Annotated in this window: 16 protein-coding genes; 10 read left to right on the top strand and 6 right to left on the bottom strand. The window is 72.9% G+C overall.

Annotation, left to right across the window (positions count from 1 at the left end):
* Positions 1 to 60 precede the first annotated feature (60 nt).
* Positions 61 to 1011 carry an ABC transporter ATP-binding protein gene (locus EEW87_RS10485; protein ID WP_123093079.1) on the top strand — a complete coding sequence of 317 codons (951 nt, stop codon included), beginning with the start codon at positions 61 to 63 and terminating at the stop codon, positions 1009 to 1011.
* A complete protein-coding gene (locus tag EEW87_RS10480; protein WP_123093081.1) occupies positions 1008 to 2177 on the top strand; it encodes an ABC transporter permease in 1170 nt (389 codons plus the stop codon). The genes EEW87_RS10485 and EEW87_RS10480 overlap by 4 nt, the downstream gene beginning before the upstream one ends.
* Before the next feature lie 91 nt (positions 2178 to 2268).
* Here EEW87_RS10480 and EEW87_RS10475 read toward each other — a convergent pair whose 3' ends face one another.
* Positions 2269 to 3072 (bottom strand): DUF6226 family protein, encoded by an 804-nt coding sequence (locus tag EEW87_RS10475; RefSeq protein WP_123093083.1) that lies wholly within the window; start codon positions 3070 to 3072, stop codon positions 2269 to 2271.
* Positions 3073 to 3219: 147 nt separating this feature from the next.
* Entirely contained in the window at positions 3220 to 3876 is a 657-nt protein-coding gene (locus EEW87_RS10470) for a DedA family protein (RefSeq protein ID WP_123093085.1), read from the bottom strand.
* A gap of 143 nt (positions 3877 to 4019) precedes the next feature.
* Between EEW87_RS10470 and EEW87_RS10465 the strand changes: the two genes are divergently transcribed.
* Positions 4020 to 4667, top strand: a complete 648-nt coding sequence (locus EEW87_RS10465) for a TrmH family RNA methyltransferase (protein ID WP_123093087.1) — start codon at positions 4020 to 4022, stop codon at positions 4665 to 4667.
* 65 nt (positions 4668 to 4732) lie between these two features.
* Here the strand turns inward: EEW87_RS10465 and putP are convergent, their stop codons facing one another.
* Positions 4733 to 6241, bottom strand: coding sequence for a sodium/proline symporter PutP (putP, locus tag EEW87_RS10460; protein WP_123093089.1), 1509 nt, complete (start codon positions 6239 to 6241; stop codon positions 4733 to 4735).
* 251 nt (positions 6242 to 6492) lie between these two features.
* On the opposite strand from putP, the gene EEW87_RS10455 reads away from it, so the two are divergent.
* Positions 6493 to 7314 carry a response regulator transcription factor gene (locus EEW87_RS10455; protein WP_123093091.1) on the top strand — a complete coding sequence of 274 codons (822 nt, stop codon included), beginning with the start codon at positions 6493 to 6495 and terminating at the stop codon, positions 7312 to 7314.
* A gap of 164 nt (positions 7315 to 7478) precedes the next feature.
* On the opposite strand, the gene EEW87_RS10450 is transcribed toward EEW87_RS10455, so the two are convergent.
* A complete protein-coding gene (locus tag EEW87_RS10450; RefSeq protein WP_123093093.1) occupies positions 7479 to 8777 on the bottom strand; it encodes an acyltransferase family protein in 1299 nt (432 codons plus the stop codon).
* Between the two features lie 94 nt (positions 8778 to 8871).
* On the opposite strand from EEW87_RS10450, the gene EEW87_RS10445 reads away from it, so the two are divergent.
* Complete coding sequence (locus EEW87_RS10445; RefSeq protein WP_123093095.1) at positions 8872 to 9492, top strand: LysE family translocator; 621 nt, start codon at positions 8872 to 8874, stop codon at positions 9490 to 9492.
* On the opposite strand, the gene EEW87_RS10440 is transcribed toward EEW87_RS10445, so the two are convergent.
* Positions 9452 to 10930, bottom strand: coding sequence for a hypothetical protein (locus EEW87_RS10440; RefSeq protein ID WP_123093097.1), 1479 nt, complete (start codon positions 10928 to 10930; stop codon positions 9452 to 9454). The genes EEW87_RS10445 and EEW87_RS10440 overlap by 41 nt on opposite strands.
* Positions 10927 to 11451 carry a SigE family RNA polymerase sigma factor gene (locus tag EEW87_RS10435; protein WP_123093099.1) on the bottom strand — a complete coding sequence of 175 codons (525 nt, stop codon included), beginning with the start codon at positions 11449 to 11451 and terminating at the stop codon, positions 10927 to 10929. Before EEW87_RS10435 ends, EEW87_RS10440 begins: the two co-directional genes overlap by 4 nt.
* A gap of 113 nt (positions 11452 to 11564) precedes the next feature.
* Between EEW87_RS10435 and EEW87_RS10430 the strand changes: the two genes are divergently transcribed.
* The 5 genes from EEW87_RS10430 (at position 11565) to EEW87_RS10410 (ending at position 16158) form a co-directional block, all read left to right on the top strand.
* On the top strand, positions 11565 to 12764 hold the full coding sequence (locus EEW87_RS10430) for an aminotransferase class I/II-fold pyridoxal phosphate-dependent enzyme (RefSeq protein WP_123093101.1): 1200 nt from the start codon (positions 11565 to 11567) through the stop codon (positions 12762 to 12764).
* 260 nt (positions 12765 to 13024) lie between these two features.
* Positions 13025 to 13498, top strand: coding sequence for a hypothetical protein (locus tag EEW87_RS10425; RefSeq protein WP_123093103.1), 474 nt, complete (start codon positions 13025 to 13027; stop codon positions 13496 to 13498).
* A 114-nt stretch (positions 13499 to 13612) separates the two neighbouring features.
* On the top strand, positions 13613 to 14647 hold the full coding sequence (gene fbaA / locus EEW87_RS10420; protein ID WP_123093105.1) for a class II fructose-bisphosphate aldolase: 1035 nt from the start codon (positions 13613 to 13615) through the stop codon (positions 14645 to 14647).
* A 1-nt stretch (position 14648) separates the two neighbouring features.
* The gene (locus tag EEW87_RS10415; protein WP_123093107.1) at positions 14649 to 15056 is read left to right on the top strand and encodes a DUF3151 domain-containing protein; all 408 of its coding nucleotides are present in this window, start codon (positions 14649 to 14651) and stop codon (positions 15054 to 15056) included.
* Between the two features lie 316 nt (positions 15057 to 15372).
* Complete coding sequence (locus EEW87_RS10410) at positions 15373 to 16158, top strand: helix-turn-helix transcriptional regulator (RefSeq protein WP_163562428.1); 786 nt, start codon at positions 15373 to 15375, stop codon at positions 16156 to 16158.
* Positions 16159 to 16171: the final 13 nt, after the last annotated feature.

Here is a 16171-nt window from a genome sequence, read left to right as displayed (position 1 = left end):
GTCCCGGGTCACCCCCGCGGTGGATCCGCCGTGGCAGGGGGCCGACCTAGTGTCCTGGTCATGGCTTCCACCCCTGACTCCATCAGCGTCGAGGGCCTCACGCGCCGCTTCGGCGACCGGGCCGTCGTCGACGACGTGAGCTTCACCGTGCCGGGCGGTCAGATGACCGGCTTCGTCGGCGGCAACGGCGCCGGCAAGACCACGACGATGCGCATGATCATGGGCGTCCTCGGCATCTCCGAGGGCACGGTGCGCTACGGCGAGCACGAGATCACGACCGCCGACCGCCGCCGCTTCGGGTACATGCCCGAGGAGCGCGGCCTCTACCCGAAGCAGAAGATCCTCGAGCAGCTCGTCTACCTCGCCACCCTCGGCGGGGCCGACAGGGCGGCTGCGACGACGGAGGCGAGCGAGCTGCTCGACCGCTTCGGGCTCCTCGACCGCGCCGGTGACACCGTCGAGAAGCTCTCGCTGGGCAACCAGCAGCGGGTGCAGATCATCGCCGCGGTGATGTCGCAGCCGGTCGCGCTCGTCCTCGACGAGCCCTTCAGCGGGCTGGACCCGCAGGCCGTCGACTCGATGGCCGACCTGCTGCGCGAGCACACCGCGCGCGGGGTGCCGGTGCTCTTCTCCAGCCACCAGCTCGACCTCGTCGAGCGCCTGTGCGACCGCCTCGTCGTCCTCGCCCAGGGGCAGGTCCGGGCGCAGGGCACCTCGGCGGAGCTGCGCACCGCCGGACCTGAGCGGTACCGCGTCACGCTCGGGTCGGACGCCGGCTGGGTCCGAGACCTGCCCGGTATCCACACGGTCGACGTGGACGGGCCGACGGCCCTCATCGAGCTCGATCCCGGTGGCGGTACAGGGGCCGCTGCCGGGGTCGACCCCACCTCCACGGGCAGCGACCCGCGGGTCGACGCCCTCGTGCGGGCCGCGCTGGAGCGCGGCGGCGTGCGGGAGCTGACCCGCGTCGTCCCGGCCCTGTCCGACATCTACCGAGAGGTCACGGCATGAGCACCCGCACCGCTCCGTGGCGCCTCGTCGCCCAGCGCGAGGTCATGGTCAAGCTGAGGGACAAGTCCTTCATCCTCGGGACCCTCATGTCCCTCGCCCTCGTCGCCGGCCTCATGGGCTTCCAGGCCTGGCAGGCCGAGCGGCACCGCGACGTCACCCTCGTCGCGACGCCTGAGGCGACGTCGATGGCCCAGGCGGTCGCGACGCCCGCCGAGGCCGACGACAAGCTGACGATCACGGTGACGGACGCGCCGGACGCCGACGCGGCCCGCGCGGCGCTGGAGTCCGGGGATGCCGACGGCTGGCTGCACGAGCAGAACGGCACGTGGACCCTCACCGCCTACGACGAGCAGGACGGCGCGCTGTCGAGCGCGGTCACCGAGGGGGTCGCCCAGCAGGTGCTCGCCGAGCGGGCCGAGGCGGCCGGCACGACGACCGCCGAGCTGACGAAGGGGAGCGAGGTCACCCAGACCCTGCTCAAGGGCGACGCCGAGCGAGCCGGTCTGGCGCAGGCCGTCGGCTTCGTCATGGCGATCCTCTTCTACTTCAGCGCGATGATGTTCGGCATGACGCTCGCGATGAGCGTCGTCGAGGAGAAGCAGTCGCGCATCGTCGAGATCATCGCGACGTCGATGCCGGTGACCCAGCTGCTCGCCGGCAAGATCCTCGGCAACTTCGTCCTCGCCGTGGGCCAGCTGGCCCTCTTCGTCGGGGTGGGTCTCGTCGGCCTCACGCTCACCGACCTCGGGTCGCTGCTGCCCTCGCTGTCCTCGGGCATCCTCTGGTACGTCGCCTTCTACCTCGCCGGCTTCGTCCTCGTCGCGACGCTCTTCGCGATGGCGGGGGCGCTGGCCAGCCGGGTCGAGGACGTGCAGTCGACGTCGACGCCGGTCACCCTGCTCATCATGGCGGTCTTCTTCTCCGGCATCTTCGCCAGCGGCACGATCGCCTCGGTGCTGTCCTGGCTGCCGCCCTTCTCGGCGGTCCTCATGCCGATGCGGCTCGTCACCGGCCAGGCGCAGTGGTGGCAGGCCCTCGTCGCGCTCCTGCTCCTCCTCGCCCTCACCACCCTCGTCCTCGCGGTCGCCACCCGGATCTACCGCCGGGCGCTGCTCCAGACGAGCGGCAAGCTGGGCTACAAGGAGGCGTGGAACGCCGAGATCTGAGGCGGTCACCCCGTCGTCCGCCGAGGTATGGCAACGGGCTCCGATCCGGTGAGGATCGGGGCCCGTCTGCCATACCTCGGCGAGCCAGGGCTCAGGCGAAGGGGGAAGGACGACGCACCGGCCACGCCGGGTCCCACGGGGGCCCGGCGTGCTCGTACGCCCCGCGCCCGAGCGCACGTCGACGTGCCCGGGTGTCGGACCGCGCCCACGAGGCGGTGCGCGCGGAGCCCGCGCTCGCGACCTGCTCCCGCTCGGCGGTGACCCGGACCCGCAGCGACCCGTCGACGACGGGCAGGACGGCCTCGTCGACCTCCTGCAGCAGCGCGGCCGAGCCGCTGTCGCACGCGTCGCACCCGCAGTCGGGGAGCAGGGCCAGCTCGACGGCGGGCGAGCTCGCCGCGACGACGACCGCCTCGGACCCGATCTGCCCCAGGACGAGGGGCAGCGCGCCCGCGCGGTGCGGACGGAGCACGACGACCCGGTCGAGCGCGAGGTAGGGGCGGAGCAGCCAGCCGTCACCGCTGCGGGGCGGCTCCGACGGACCGGCAGGCCGGGGCGGCGGGACCTCCTCGCGGCCCGCCAGGCCGCGGGCGACGAGCTCGTCGACCCAGGCCTGCACCCGCTCGCCGACGACAAGATGACGCTCTGGGTGGCTGACCCGTGAGTACTCCTCCTCGCGCGGCTCGGCGTGCTCGCCCGGGGCCGCGGGGTCGTCGTGCGGGTCTGCCCAGTCGGCGACGGTGCGCGCCGCGGCGAAGCGGGCCTCCACGGCGTCGAGAAGCTGCAGGACGTGGGTGGGCAGGTCGGCGTCCTCGGGGAGCCACCGCCGGTCCTCGGCAGTCAGCGCCTCGAGCTCGGCGTTGTGCGCGTGCCACCACGTGCGGGCCACGGTCATCTGCCGACCCTCTCAGCCGCCGGGCGACGACGCCACGAGATATCCCCTCGCGAGCCCCCCGTCGTCCGCCGAGGTATGGCAACGGGCCCCGATCCGGTGCGGATCGGGGCCCGATTGCCATACCTCGGCGAGCCGGCGGGCCTGGGCTCAGCGGTCGGTGCCGGCCTCGAGGTCGATGTGGTCGTCCGGGTCGTGCGAGCGACGCCGCGAGCGGCGCACGAGGAAGCCGACCCACACGAGGAAGGTCACGATGATGAGGACGTAGACGACCTTGCTGATCGGGTCGATGTACTGCTCCACGAGGTGGTAGCGGCTGCCCAGCGCGTACCCGGCGCTGACGAGGGCGGTGTTCCACAGCGCGCTGCCTGCCAGGGTCATGAGGAAGAAGCGCCCCATCGGCATGCGGTCGACACCGGCGGGGATGGAGATGAGGCTGCGGATTCCGGGGATGAGCCGGCCGAAGAAGACCGCCTTGCTCCCGTGCTTGCTGAACCACACGTCGGCCTTGTCGACGTCCGAGACGTCGACGAGCGGCATCTTCTGGGCGACGAGGCGCAGCCGGTCCATCCCGACGACCGCGCCGATCGCGTACAGCAGGAGCGCGCCGGCGACCGAGCCGAGCGTGGCCCAGGCGATGGCCTCGACGATCGTGTACTCGCCGTTGGCGGCGGTGAACCCCGCGAGCGGCAGGACCACCTCGCTCGGGATCGGCGGGAAGACGTTCTCGAGGAAGATCGCCAGCGCGATCCCCGGACCGCCGACGGACTCCATGACCGAGAGGACCCAGTCGATGAGCTGTTGCATGCCGCCCTTCCCGCGGTTGGTGGCCGTCCCGGTCGGGACGGGCCGCGACCCAGGGTAGAGGTCCGGGCCTGGGAGAGCGCTGGACGGACCGCCGGGCGAGGGGGCGAAGGGGGACCCGCCCGCCCCGCGTAGGTTGGGCCCCCGTGAGCGAGGAGCGCGAGGTCGGGGTCGGTCCGTGGCAGGGCCCGTGGCCGCAGGACGACCGTCTCGACCCGGCCCTGCTCGAGGCGGGGGACCGGCGCAACGTCGTCGACCGCTACCGGTACTGGAGCCACGACGCGATCGTCGCCGACCTCGCGACACGACGTCTCGGCTTCCACGTCGCCATCGAGAACTGGGAGCACGACTTCAACATCGGCTCCGTCGTGCGCACGGCGAACGCGCTCGGCGCCGCCGCCTTCCACGTCGTCGGGCGACGCCGGTGGAACAGGCGGGGCGCGATGGTCACCGACCGCTACCAGGTCGAGCACCACCACGCCGACGCCGAGGCGCTGCACACGTGGGCCCAGACGGCGGGAGAGGGGGGCGCACCCCTTCGCCTCGTCGCCGTCGACAACGTGCCCGGCGCGCTGCCGCTGGAGACCTACGACCTGCCCCACGGGTGCGTCCTCGTCCTCGGGCAGGAGGGGCCGGGCATCACCGCGGAGATGCTCGCGGTGTGCGACGACGTCGTCGAGATCGGTCAGCACGGCTCGACCCGCTCGATGAACGCCGGGGCCGCCGCCGCGATCGTCATGCACGCGTGGGTGCGCCGCCACGTCCACCACCAGCGCCCCGTCGCCTCCGGCTGACGGCCCCGTGACGCACGACGCCCTCCCCGGGTGACCCGGGGAGGGCGTCGTCGTGAGGTCTGCGCTCAGACGGTGACGCGGGGGCGGTCGAGCTCGACCATCATCTGGTCGAACTCCTCGTCGACGCCCGGCTGGTCGGTCGCCGTGAGGCGGCTGACGACGACGGCGACGAGCAGCGCGGCGAGGAAGCCGGGGACGATCTCGTACATCTCGTCGGAGAGGGCGTCGATGTTGCCCCAGACGAAGACGACGACCGCGCCGGTGATCATGCCGGCGAGGGCGCCCATGGCCGTCAGGCGGCGCCAGTACAGCGACAGCAGGACGATCGGGCCGAAGGCGGCGCCGAAGCCGGCCCACGCGAAGGCGACGAGCTCGAGGATCGCCGAGTCGGAGTCGAGCGCGAGGACGAAGGCGACGAGCGCGACGGCGAGGACGCCGAGGCGGCCGTACGCGAGGAGACGCTCAGGGCTGGCCTTGCGGCCGGTGAGGTTGACGAGGTCCTCGATGAGGGCCGAGGAGCACACGACGAGCTGGCTGCTCATCGTCGACATGATCGCGGCGAGCACCGCGGCCAGGACGAGACCGGCGATGAGCGGGTGGAAGAAGATCTGGCTCAGCAGGAGGAAGACCGTCTCCGGGTCCTCGATCGGCTTGGCGGGGTCGCCCGCGAAGTACGCGATGCCGATGAGGGCGGTGCCGACGGCGCCGAGGGCGGTGATGACCATCCACGTCGTGCCGACGCGACGGCCGATCTTGGCCTCGGCCGGGGTGCGCAGCGCCATGAAGCGCACGATGATGTGCGGCTGCCCGAAGTAGCCCAGGCCCCACGCCGCGGTGGAGATGATCCCCATGACCCACGCGATCGCGCCGCCGTCGATGCCGGTGAAGAGGTTGAAGGCGTCGGGGTTGACGCTCTCGGCCTGCGCGACGACGTCACCGAGGTCGCCGAGCTTGACGAGGGCGACGACCGGCACCGCGACGAGCGCGGCGAACATCAGCAGGCCCTGGGCGACGTCGGTGAGCGTGGCGCCGAGGAAGCCGCCGAAGAGCGTGTAGGCGAGGGTGATCACTGCGACGAGGACCATCCCGCTGAGGTAGCCCCAGCCGAAGGAGCTCTCGAAGAACTTGCCGGCGGCGACCATGCCCGAGGACACGTAGAAGGTGAAGAAGACGAGGATGACGAGGGCGGCGACGACGCGCAGCAGCCGCGTCGTGTCGCGCGTGCGGCGCTCGAAGAAGCTCGGGATCGTGATCGAGTCGCCGGCGATCTCGGTGTAGGCGCGCAGCCGGGGCGCGACGAAGGTCCAGTTGAGGTAGGCGCCGATGGTCAGGCCGATGGCGATCCATGCCTCGATGAGCCCCGAGGTGTAGATGGCTCCGGGCAGACCCATGAGCAGCCAGCCGGACATGTCCGAGGCGTTCGCGGACAGGGCGGCGACCGAGGGGCGCAGCCCGCGCTCGGCGAGCATGTAGCCGTCGATGTTCCGCGTGCGGGTGTAGGCGTAGTAGCCGATGCTCAGCATCGCGGCGAAGTAGATCGCGATGGCGATGAGCTGGTATGTCGTCTCTGACACGAGGTCGTGCCCTTCTGGTGTGTGGCGTGGCCGTCGCAGGGGATCGCGGCGGGTGGCACCCTACCCACGACTCCCCTTATCACACCAAACCGCCCGAAGGGGGAGATACGTGACGAACTCGCGGCGACCCCTTCGCGACCTCTCGGTGGACGGGATCGCGGGTGCCGCACGCGGTCACGGGTCGCACGCCGGTGGGATGCTGGGCGGAGGCGGGCCGCGGAGGGGTGGCCCCGGCCCGGAGGGGGCCGTCGATGGTGGCCGACCCGTACGCCCGGCGCGCCGCGCTGGTGCGCGAGACCGCTGAGATCGCCCACGCCGTCGTCGACGGCGACGACGTCGGGCCCGACCTCCTGGCCCTGCTCGCGCGGCACGTCGGCGCCGACACGACGACCCTGTCGGTCGACCTCGGCCTCGACCTCGTGCACCCGGTGCCGCGGGTCCTCGTGCACGGCGACGACCTCACCGAGACCGAGCGTGCGCGGTGGCGGGAGCTGCTCCCGACCCACCCCTACGCCCGGTACCTCGCGAGCCGGCCGACGCTGACCACCCGGATGACCGAGTGCGTCGTGCCCGAGGACGTCTGGGGGTCGCAGGTCTACGAGGAGCTGCTCGCGCCGCGCGGGATGCGCTACCAGGCAGCCGCGACGCTCGGGAGCGGGCCGACGACGATGACGCTGGTGTGCCTGTGGCGCCAGACCCACGACTTCGACGACGCGGCGCTCGAGGTCGTCGAGGGGGTGCGGGCCGCCGTGCACGACGCCGTGCTCCTGCGCCGCCGCCTCGTCGGCCTCGCCGACCCGGCGCAGCCGCGCTCGGACTGGTCGGGCGGGCCGGACGAGGTGCGGCTGACCCCGCGCCAGCTCGAGGTCGTCGTCCTCGTCGCCCGTGGGCTGACGAACGCGCAGATCGGTCGCAGGCTGTCGATCTCGGAGCGCACCGTGCGCAAGCACGTCGAGGACCTCTTCGAGCGGGTCGGGTGCGCGAGCCGCTCGCAGCTCGCGGCGTGGTGGAGCCGAGGTGGCGCATTCGCCACCTCGACCGATCCTCCTGCGGCGCCGATCCTGGAGCCCTGACCGTGTGGGCGAGCACAGGGGGCTCACTCGTGCGGCCAGGGCAGGCGACGAGGGCATGACCGCGGAGGGGTTCGACGGCCGGCCGACGCCGTACCGCCGCGCGCGCCGGTGCCGTCACACGACGGCACCGGCGCTCTGCGTGGTCTGCCCGGGTCGCGGTCGGCTCAGATCCCGGCCCGCCGGCGAAGGGGGATCACCCGCGTCGCGACGAGCCCGGCGACGGGCAGCAGGGGCCACACCCACTGGACGCCGTCGTCACCGACGATCCCCGACCTCGCCATGACGGCGAGCCCGCCGCAGACGGCGACCGTCGCGAGGAGCGGCTGCCAGGTGCGCGGGGCGGGCCGCGTCTCGGCCGGCGGGTCCTCGAGCCGCCCGAGCCCGGCGACGAGGGCGAAGGTCACCGCGGCGAGCACGGCGACCCAGACCGGACGGGTCTGCCACCACTGCGCCGTGCCCGGATCGATGTCCATCCCCGGCCCGCCGAGGAGCACGCCGACCCCGACGACGACGACCATCGCCGTGAGGTGCCACAGGTAGAGCGTCATGATCCGGGCGTTGACCGCGACCGTCGCCGTCCACGGCCCGCGACGCTGCAGCCAGCGCTGCAGCGGGGCCTCGGCGAGCAGGGCGAGCCCGATCTGGGCCATGCCGAGCAGAGCCATCGTGATGCGCGTCGGGTAGGAGTTCTCGACCTCGCCGCCGATGCCGATCATCGACAGCGGGTAGGGCCCGAGCGCGACGAGGGTCGTCACGCCGACGAGCCCGACGAGCGAGAGGCCGAGCCGGCGGCCGGTGCCGTCGAGGCGCCCGTCGCGCCAGGCGTAGCCGAGCTGGTGCACCGTCGCCCAGACGACGAGGTAGTTGACGAAGCCGACGAGCACCTGACCGGTGCTGATCGAGACGTAGTCGACGAGTCCCCCGAGCGTCAGACCGCCGAGCACGCTCCACCAGCCGAGGCGCTCCCACAGCCGCAGGGTCACCGGGGTGACGGCGACGACGAGGACGTAGGCCGCGAGGAACCACGTCGGCACGAGCGCCGTCTGCGACGCGGTGCGCAGCAGGTCGGCGGGCACCCCGGCGGCGTGCGCGACGCTCACCATGACGAGCCAGGTGAGGAGCAGGGGCACGACCGGGGTCATGAGGCGCCGCAGCCGGGCCCGCTGCCACCCGGCCCAGGTCGCCCCCTTCGCCCGCGCGGAGCGCCACGACGTGGCGTTCGCGTAGCCGCCGACGAGGAAGAAGAGGGGCATGACCTGGAAGACCCAGGTGAGCCCCTGGAGGACCGGCACCCGCTCGAGGGTGTTGACGAGGCTGACGTCGCCGTCGCGGACGACGACCGCTGCCATGAGCCAGTGACCGAGGACGACGACCGTGATGGCGACGGCCCGGTAGAGATCGACGACCCGGTTGCGGGTCTGCGGCGTCGCCTCGACGAGGCGGCTGACGGTGTGCGTGGTCATGCCCTCGAGCCTGGCGAAGGGGGACCCGCCCCGCCTGAGTCCGAATACCTGACATCTCTGGTGCGGCGGGCTCGGGCGGCCCTACGCTCCGTCGGTGAGCCAGTACCTGTCCTTCGTCGCCTTCGCCGCTCTCGTCGCCCTCGCGCCGGGGCCCGACACCTTCCTCACCCTGCGCAACACCGTCGTCGGCGGTCGGGGTCGGGGGACGTGGACGGCGATCGGCATCTGCCTCGCCGGCACCGTGCAGGGGCTGCTCGCCGCCGCCGGTCTCGGCGCGGTCATCGCGCACGCCGAGCCGGTCTTCGAGGCGATCCGCTGGGCGGGCGTCGCCTACCTCGTCTACCTCGGCTCGGTCGCGATCCGCGCGGCCCTGCGCCGCGGCGAGGGCTGGCAGGTCGAGGGGCTGCGCCCGCGCGCCCGCCGCCCGTGGCGCGAGCTGCGCTCGGGCTTCCTCAGCAACATCACCAACCCCAAGGTGCTGATGTTCAACCTCGCCGTGCTGCCGCAGTTCGTCGGCGCGAAGGCCTCGGCGCTCACCTTCGCGATCTACGCGATGACCCTCGTCGCGCTCGGGGCGGTCGTCCTGCTCGGCGTCGTCCTCGCGGCCGACCGGGCGAAGGGGGCGCTGCAGCGCTCCCGGGTGCGCCGCGGCGTCGACGGTGGCACCGGTGTCGTCATGCTCGGCTTCGCCGGCGCTCTCGCCATGGAGGCCTGACCGGGCGAGAGTCGTTGCTCAGGACCCACCACACGACGAGCACCGATGCGACGGCGATGAGGACAGACCACCACGGGTGCCAGGCGATGGCTGCGTCCCAGGTGCCGAAGGGCGAACGGCTCGCCCGCCCCTGTGCGTAGACCTCGGGGGCGATGACGTAGGTCCCGCCGAGCGAGGGGTCGACGACGGTGAGGGTGCGTCGCTGCGTGACGTCGGCCGGGTCACCGAGCCACACGTGGCCTGCACCGGAGCTGCCGACGACCGCCATGGAGTCGCCGACGTCGTAGATCTGCCCGTACCACGTGTCGTCCTCGCCGGTCGAGCGCTCGGTATGACGGCAGCACTCCAGCGTCCCGCGCTCGCCGGTCCGGGTGAGGTCGCGGTAGATGCTCCAGCGCGAGATCTTCGAGGCGTTGGTGGCGACGGCGAGGGACCCGTCGTAGACGGTGACCTTCGGTGAGCCGTACCCGCCGTTGCCGTAGCCGGACGTGTCCTTGCCCGGCTGGTGCGGCAGGTGGGTCATCCGTCCCGTCGCGGCGTCGGCCTGCGTGGGCCATACCGCCCGGCTGCGAGCCGAGAGCGTCGCGAGGAGCACCGTGTCGTCGTCGGTCCACCCGGCGAGGAAGACCGTCCTCGATCCCTTCGCATACCGCTCGTGCGACGCGTTGGTGATCGCACTCCGGATCGCGCCGTCCGCCCCGACGACGGCGAGGCCCCCGCTGTCACCGAGCCGGACGGCGACACTGCTGGCGTCCGGGCTCCATGCGAGGTCGTACAGGTCGTACCTCAGACCGATCCGTCGGCCCTCGACGACGTGGTGCTCACCGGTCGAGAGGTCGTGGATGTGGAGGTCATAGCTCGAATCCCTCGACATCGAGTCCGAGAGGACCGTCGCGGTGTGGCGCACGGCGGCGATCTTCGTCCCGTCGGGGGAGAGCGCGACGGGATCGAGGATCTCGCTGGCCTGGTCGGGCCGGAGGTCCCCGGCGGGGATGACGTCGTCGAGGCTGCGCAGCTCGCCGCTCGGCAGCACGGCCTGCCAAGAGCTCCCGCCGTTGACCACCGGGTAGCCGATCGGGGCGTCGTCCGCCGCGGCGGCCTCGTCGTCCACACCCACCGAGATGAGCCCCGCGACCGGGCCGGAGCGCAGGGGCAGCTGGGGCGGGTCGGCCTGGAAGCGGACCCGCTCGGGGTACCCGACCGGCCCGGTCGGCGCCGCCGGCAGGGTGTCGACCCGCGACACCCCGCCGAAGGAGACCCACGCGAGGAGCACGGTGACCGCGGCCGCGGCGAGCAGCGCGACCGAGCGGCGGCTCAGCGAGCGACGACGCTCTACCCGCGCCATGGACCAGGCGCTCTCGGCGAGCCCGCCCGGCACGTCCTCGGGCACGATGTCGTCGGCGAGCTCGGCGAGCGCGTCGTGCAGCGAGGTGCTCATCGCCGCACCTCCTCACGGTCGAAGGTCTGCGCCAGCTCGGGCGCGAGCGTACGCAGCCGGGCCAGCGCGTGCCGGGTCTGAGACTTCACGGTGCTCGTCGAGCAGCCGAGCACCCGCGCGGTCTCGACCTCGGTGTGCTGCTCGTAGAAGCGCAGCACCAGCACGGCCCGCTGGCGCGGTGTCAGCCGGGCGAGCGCGTCAGCGAGGGTGAGCCGGGCAGCGGCCTCGGAGTACGCGTCACCCTCGAGCGGGGTGTGCTCGCTCGGCTCACCGACGACCCTCGGGCGCACCGAGCGCCGTCGCCAGCCGTCGATCGCTCGGGTGTGCAGGGCCGTGCGGACGTAGGCCTCGGGGTTGCCCTCGCGGGCCACCCGTCTCCAGTGCCGGGCGAGGGCGACGAGCGCCTCCTGCAGCAGGTCCTCGGCGTCGGCGCGGTCGCCCGTCAGCAGGTAGGCCGTGCGCAGCAGCGCCGTCGACCGCTCGCGGACGAAGGCGGTGAACGCCTCCTGGTCCTGCTCCATCGACACCCCTTCGCCCCTGACCCGGTCACCCTCTCACCGGGTCAGACGCACGGCACCTCGATCCGGGTGGATGCGGCGCTCGCTCGATCCGGGCGAAGGTGGAGGATGACCCCATGTCGAGGCCGTCACCGTCGCGTCGCAGCCAGGTCACCCCCTTCGAGGTCATGGAGGTCCTCGCCCGGGTCGCCCGGATGCGCGAGGAGGGGCGTGACGTCATCTCGCTGTGCGCGGGCGAGCCGGCCGGGGGCGCGCCGACCGCGGTCTCGCGGGCTGCCGCCGCGATCCACGAGTCGCGCGAGCCCCTCACGTACACACCGGCTCTCGGCCTGACCGAGCTGCGCAGCGCCATCGCCCAGCACTACCGCGACTGGTACGGGCTGGACGTGCCGGCCGAGCGGGTCGCGGTGACGACGGGCAGCTCGGGGGCCTTCGTGCTGACCTTCCTCGCCGCCTTCGACCAGGGCGACCGGGTCGCCCTCGCCCGCCCCGGGTACCCGGCGTACCGCAACATCCTCAGCGGGCTCGGCTGCGAGGTCGTCGACCTCGACTGCGGGCCGGAGGTGCGCTACCAGCCGACCGTCGAGCAGCTCGCGGAGGTGCACGCCCGCCAGCCGCTCGCCGGGCTCGTCCTCGCCTCGCCGGCGAACCCGACGGGCACGATGATCGGCCGCGCCGAGCTCACCGCGATCGCCCGGTGGTGCACCGAGCACGGCGTGCGCCTCGTGAGCGACGAGATCTACCACGGCATCACCTACCCCGAGCCGGGTGCGCCCGACCCCCGCGGCGTGTGCGCGCTCGAGGTCGACGACGACGCGGTCGTCATCAGCTCCTTCAGCAAGTACTGGGGGATGACCGGGTGGCGGCTCGGCTGGGCCGTCGTGCCGCACGACCTCGTCGGGCCGGTCGACGCGCTCGCCGGCAACATCGCCCTGTGCCCGCCCGCGCCGGCGCAGATGGCCGCGCTCAGCGCGCTCACCGACGAGGCGCTGCTCGAGTGCGAGGAGGCGGTGGCCGGCTTCGCGCGCACCCGCGAGGTGCTGCTCGAGCTCGCACCGCGGCTGGGCTGGGGCGAGGCGGCCCCGGCCGACGGTGCCTTCTACTACTACGCCGACCTCGGGCCGCAGCTGGAGCGCTGGCCCGACTCCGCCGCCTACGCCGCGGCGCTGCTCGAGGCGACCGGCGTCGCCGTCACCCCGGGCGGTGACTTCGACGAGCGCGCCGGCGACCGCCACGTCCGGCTCAGCCTGGCCGCCGGGCCCGAGGCCGTCGCCGAGGCGGTCGAGCGCATCGTGGCCTGGCAGGCCGGTCTCTGAGGCGCTCCTGGTCGCGCCGTGACGGGCAGGCGGCGGGCAGGTCGATACCTCGCGCCCCGGCTCGTCTACGGTGACCCGGCCACCCCCGACGTCGCCAGGAGCCCCTTCGTGATCACCACGTCCTCGACCCGTGCGGCGACCGCCCTCGCCGCCGTCGCCCTCCTCGCCGGCTGCGGCGGGGCGACGCGCAGGACGCCGGGTCCTCCCAGCCACCCGCGTCGTCGTCCTCGTCGGCGATCCCCGCGCCGGGCAGCCCGACCGTGCCGCTCGACGCCCCGGGCGACGACCGGCTCGACGAGGCCCGCTCCGACGTCACGCTCGAGGGGGCGGCGTCGAGCATCAGCTGGCGCCTGCCCGCGGACTGCTACGAGGCGACGAAGCCCTCGAGCGCGCGGTGCGACGACGACGGCACCGCCTTCCAGCTCGTCGTCGGCGGCAAGCCCGGGATGGACCTCGTCGACAGCGAGCTGGACTACCGCGAGCTCGCCGAGGAGGACTCGACCGTCCAGCAGACGACGGTCGACGTCGCTGGTCGCACCTTCACCGTGCTCGTCGACGACGGCGGGGGCGCCGAGGGCGACACGGGGATCATGACCTTCCTCCACCAGCCCGAGGGCTCGCCCGACACCTTCGCCGTCGTGCTGCTCACCGAGGCGCCGGTCACCGACCTGCCCTCCACGCGGGTCGACGAGCTCTACCAGGTGCTGGGCTCGCTCGAGCTCGAGCCGGCCTGACCCGGGCCCGCCGGGTCCCCCTTCGGGCACCTGACGGGCAGGGGAGCGGCGTGGCGGGGCGACGTGGAAGGATCGTGGGCAGGACCACACATCGCTGACAAGGAGCACGACGCCATGCCCATCGCCACCCCTGAGGTCTACCGGGACATGCTCGACCGCGCGAAGGCAGGCTCCTTCGCGTACCCGGCCATCAACGTCACGTCCAGCCAGACCCTCAACGCCGCGATCCGCGGCTTCGCCGAGGCCGGCTCCGACGGCATCGTCCAGGTCTCCACCGGCGGCGCGGAGTACCTCTCCGGCCCGACGGTCAAGGACATGGTCACCGGCTCGCTCGCCCTGGCCGCCTACGCCCGCGAGGTCGCGAAGAACTACGACGTCAACATCGCGCTGCACACCGACCACTGCCCCAAGGACAAGCTCGACGGCTTCGTGCGCCCGCTGCTCGCCGCGAGCCAGGAGCACAAGGACACCTTCGGCACCCCGATCTTCCAGTCGCACATGTGGGACGGCTCTGCCGTGCCGCTCGAGGAGAACCTCGAGATCGCCCAGGAGCTGCTCGCCCTGGCCGCGGCGGCCGACATCATCCTCGAGGTCGAGATCGGTGTCGTCGGCGGCGAGGAGGACGGTGTCGCCAACGAGATCAACGACCAGCTCTACACGACCCCCGAGGACGCCCTCGCGACCGTGGAGGCGCTCGGTCTGGGCGAGCAGGGCCGGTACATGGCCGCGCTGACCTTCGGCAACGTCCACGGCGTGTACAAGCCGGGCAACGTCAAGCTGCGCCCCGAGATCCTCAAGCAGTGCCAGGACGCGATCGTCGCGAAGTACGGGTCCGACAAGGGCGAGCGCCCGCTCGACCTCGTCTTCCACGGCGGCTCCGGCTCGACGGCCCAGGAGATCTCCGACGCCGTCGACTTCGGCGTCGTGAAGATGAACGTCGACACCGACACCCAGTACGCCTTCACCCGGCCGGTCGTCGGCTACATGATGAAGAACTACGAGGGCGTGCTCAAGGTCGACGGCGAGGTCGGCAACAAGAAGCAGTACGACCCCCGCGCCTGGGGCAAGGAGGCCGAGGCCGCGATGGCCGCGCGGATCGTCACCGCGTGCGAGAACCTGCGCTCCGCCGGCACGTCGGTCAAGGCCTGACGTGGCGGGCGAGAACCTCCTCGGCATCCCCGAGACCTACCTGCCCGAGGACCCGGCCGCCGGGCTGCTCGCCGACGGCGCGCCCGCGGCCGACGTCGCCGCGGCGCACCCGACGTCCTCGCTGGCCTGGGCCGTCCTCGCCGAGGAGGCCCTCGACGACGGCCACCGGGTCGAGGCCTACGCCTACGCCCGCACCGGGTACCACCGCGCGCTCGACTCGCTGCGGCGCAGCGGCTGGCGCGGCCAGGGACCCGTCCCGTGGAGCCACGAGCCCAACCGCGGCTTCCTGCGCGCGCTGGCCGCGCTCACCCGGGCCGCCGACGCGATCGGCGAGGTCGACGAGGAGGAGCGCTGCCGCACCTTCCTCTCCGACAGCTCCCCCGAGGCAGCCCGCGAGCTGCTCGGCTGAGCCGACCGTAGAGCAGCGCGAAGGGGGACCCCGCCGGGGTCCCCCTTCGTCGTGCCGGGGGCTCAGTACAGCCCCGGGACGCAGCAAGGGGCCCGGCCCGGTCGATGACGACCGGAGCCGGGCCCCGGGCCCGCGCCACCCCCTGTGGACACGGGTCCTGCTGGTACACGCCACCCCCTGTGGACATGTACCGGAGCGACACCGTCTGCAGAAGTCCCCTGATCCGCAACCGGTGATGTGCTCCCGATGAGTTGTATTGTGCACGACTTCTCGCCTGACGCACCCCGCTTTTCGGCATCGAGATGACACTGGCACTATGATGACAGACGTGCCCGGCATCGGCCCCCGTTCCCCGTTGCAGCGCCTGGAGTCCATGCTCGCCTCCGAGCTCGAGCGGCTCGGCCGACGACGTGACGAGCTGGCCGACCTCGGTGACGCGCTCCTCGCGCTGCGCAGCCAGGTCGCGACGGAGGACTCCCCGGTGCGCCTGGGCGTCGAGGTGCTCGAGCAGCCCGTCGCTGCGCCGGTCCTCGGACGGATCGCGATGTCGGTCGGACAGGTCGACAGCGTCTTCCTCGACGGCGAGGTGGGTGCGGTGACCGACGTCGAGCACGCGAGCCACGCGCTCGACCGGGCCCGGGACGGCCAGCGTCAGCGCACGATCTACACCCGGGCCGTCATCGACGTGGCCGACAGCACCCGCCGCCTCGACGCGCTGCGCAACGCCGGGCAGGAGCAGCACGTCGTCGAGACCTTCGAGCACGAGTTCGCGATCTTCGGCGACGAGGTCGTGGTGACCCCCTCGACGTGGGGCGACCCCGGCTCGGCCTACCTCGTCATCCGCAACCCCGTGCTCATCGGGGCCTTCCAGGGCTGGTTCGACCACGTGTGGAGCGCGACACCGACGCGCGACCACGGCGCACCGGTCGACCAGCGCATCGTCGAGCTGCTCGCGCTCGGCTACAAGGACGAGGCCATCGCCCGCCACCTGGGGGTCGCGCTGCGCACCGTGCGTCGGCGGGTCGCCGGCCTCATGGACGACTACCAGGTGCACACCCGCTTCCAGCTCGGGGCGGCCCTGGCGCACGACGACCGCGCCTGACGCCCGCCGCGTC

Origin of the sequence: Janibacter melonis (genome assembly GCF_003721155.3) — a bacterium.
Taxonomy (GTDB): Bacteria; Actinomycetota; Actinomycetes; order Actinomycetales; family Dermatophilaceae; genus Marihabitans; species Marihabitans melonis.
Note: the sequence above shows the minus strand (reverse complement) of the source record. Positions and strands in the feature narration are given on the sequence as shown.

Excerpts from the sequence above, each read along its gene's own strand:
- EEW87_RS10485 (WP_123093079.1), top strand. The coding sequence starts at position 61 with ATGGCTTCCACCCCTGACTCCATCAGCGTCGAGGGCCTCACGCGCCGC.
- EEW87_RS10480 (WP_123093081.1), top strand. The coding sequence starts at position 1,008 with ATGAGCACCCGCACCGCTCCGTGGCGCCTCGTCGCCCAGCGCGAGGTC.
- EEW87_RS10475 (WP_123093083.1), bottom strand. The coding sequence starts at position 3,072 with ATGACCGTGGCCCGCACGTGGTGGCACGCGCACAACGCCGAGCTCGAG.
- EEW87_RS10470 (WP_123093085.1), bottom strand. The coding sequence starts at position 3,876 with ATGCAACAGCTCATCGACTGGGTCCTCTCGGTCATGGAGTCCGTCGGC.
- EEW87_RS10455 (WP_123093091.1), top strand. The coding sequence starts at position 6,493 with ATGGTGGCCGACCCGTACGCCCGGCGCGCCGCGCTGGTGCGCGAGACC.
- EEW87_RS10450 (WP_123093093.1), bottom strand. The coding sequence starts at position 8,777 with ATGACCACGCACACCGTCAGCCGCCTCGTCGAGGCGACGCCGCAGACC.
- EEW87_RS10440 (WP_123093097.1), bottom strand. The coding sequence starts at position 10,930 with ATGAGCACCTCGCTGCACGACGCGCTCGCCGAGCTCGCCGACGACATC.
- EEW87_RS10435 (WP_123093099.1), bottom strand. The coding sequence starts at position 11,451 with ATGGAGCAGGACCAGGAGGCGTTCACCGCCTTCGTCCGCGAGCGGTCG.
- EEW87_RS10430 (WP_123093101.1), top strand. The coding sequence starts at position 11,565 with ATGTCGAGGCCGTCACCGTCGCGTCGCAGCCAGGTCACCCCCTTCGAG.
- fbaA (WP_123093105.1), top strand. The coding sequence starts at position 13,613 with ATGCCCATCGCCACCCCTGAGGTCTACCGGGACATGCTCGACCGCGCG.
- EEW87_RS10410 (WP_163562428.1), top strand. The coding sequence starts at position 15,373 with ATGATGACAGACGTGCCCGGCATCGGCCCCCGTTCCCCGTTGCAGCGC.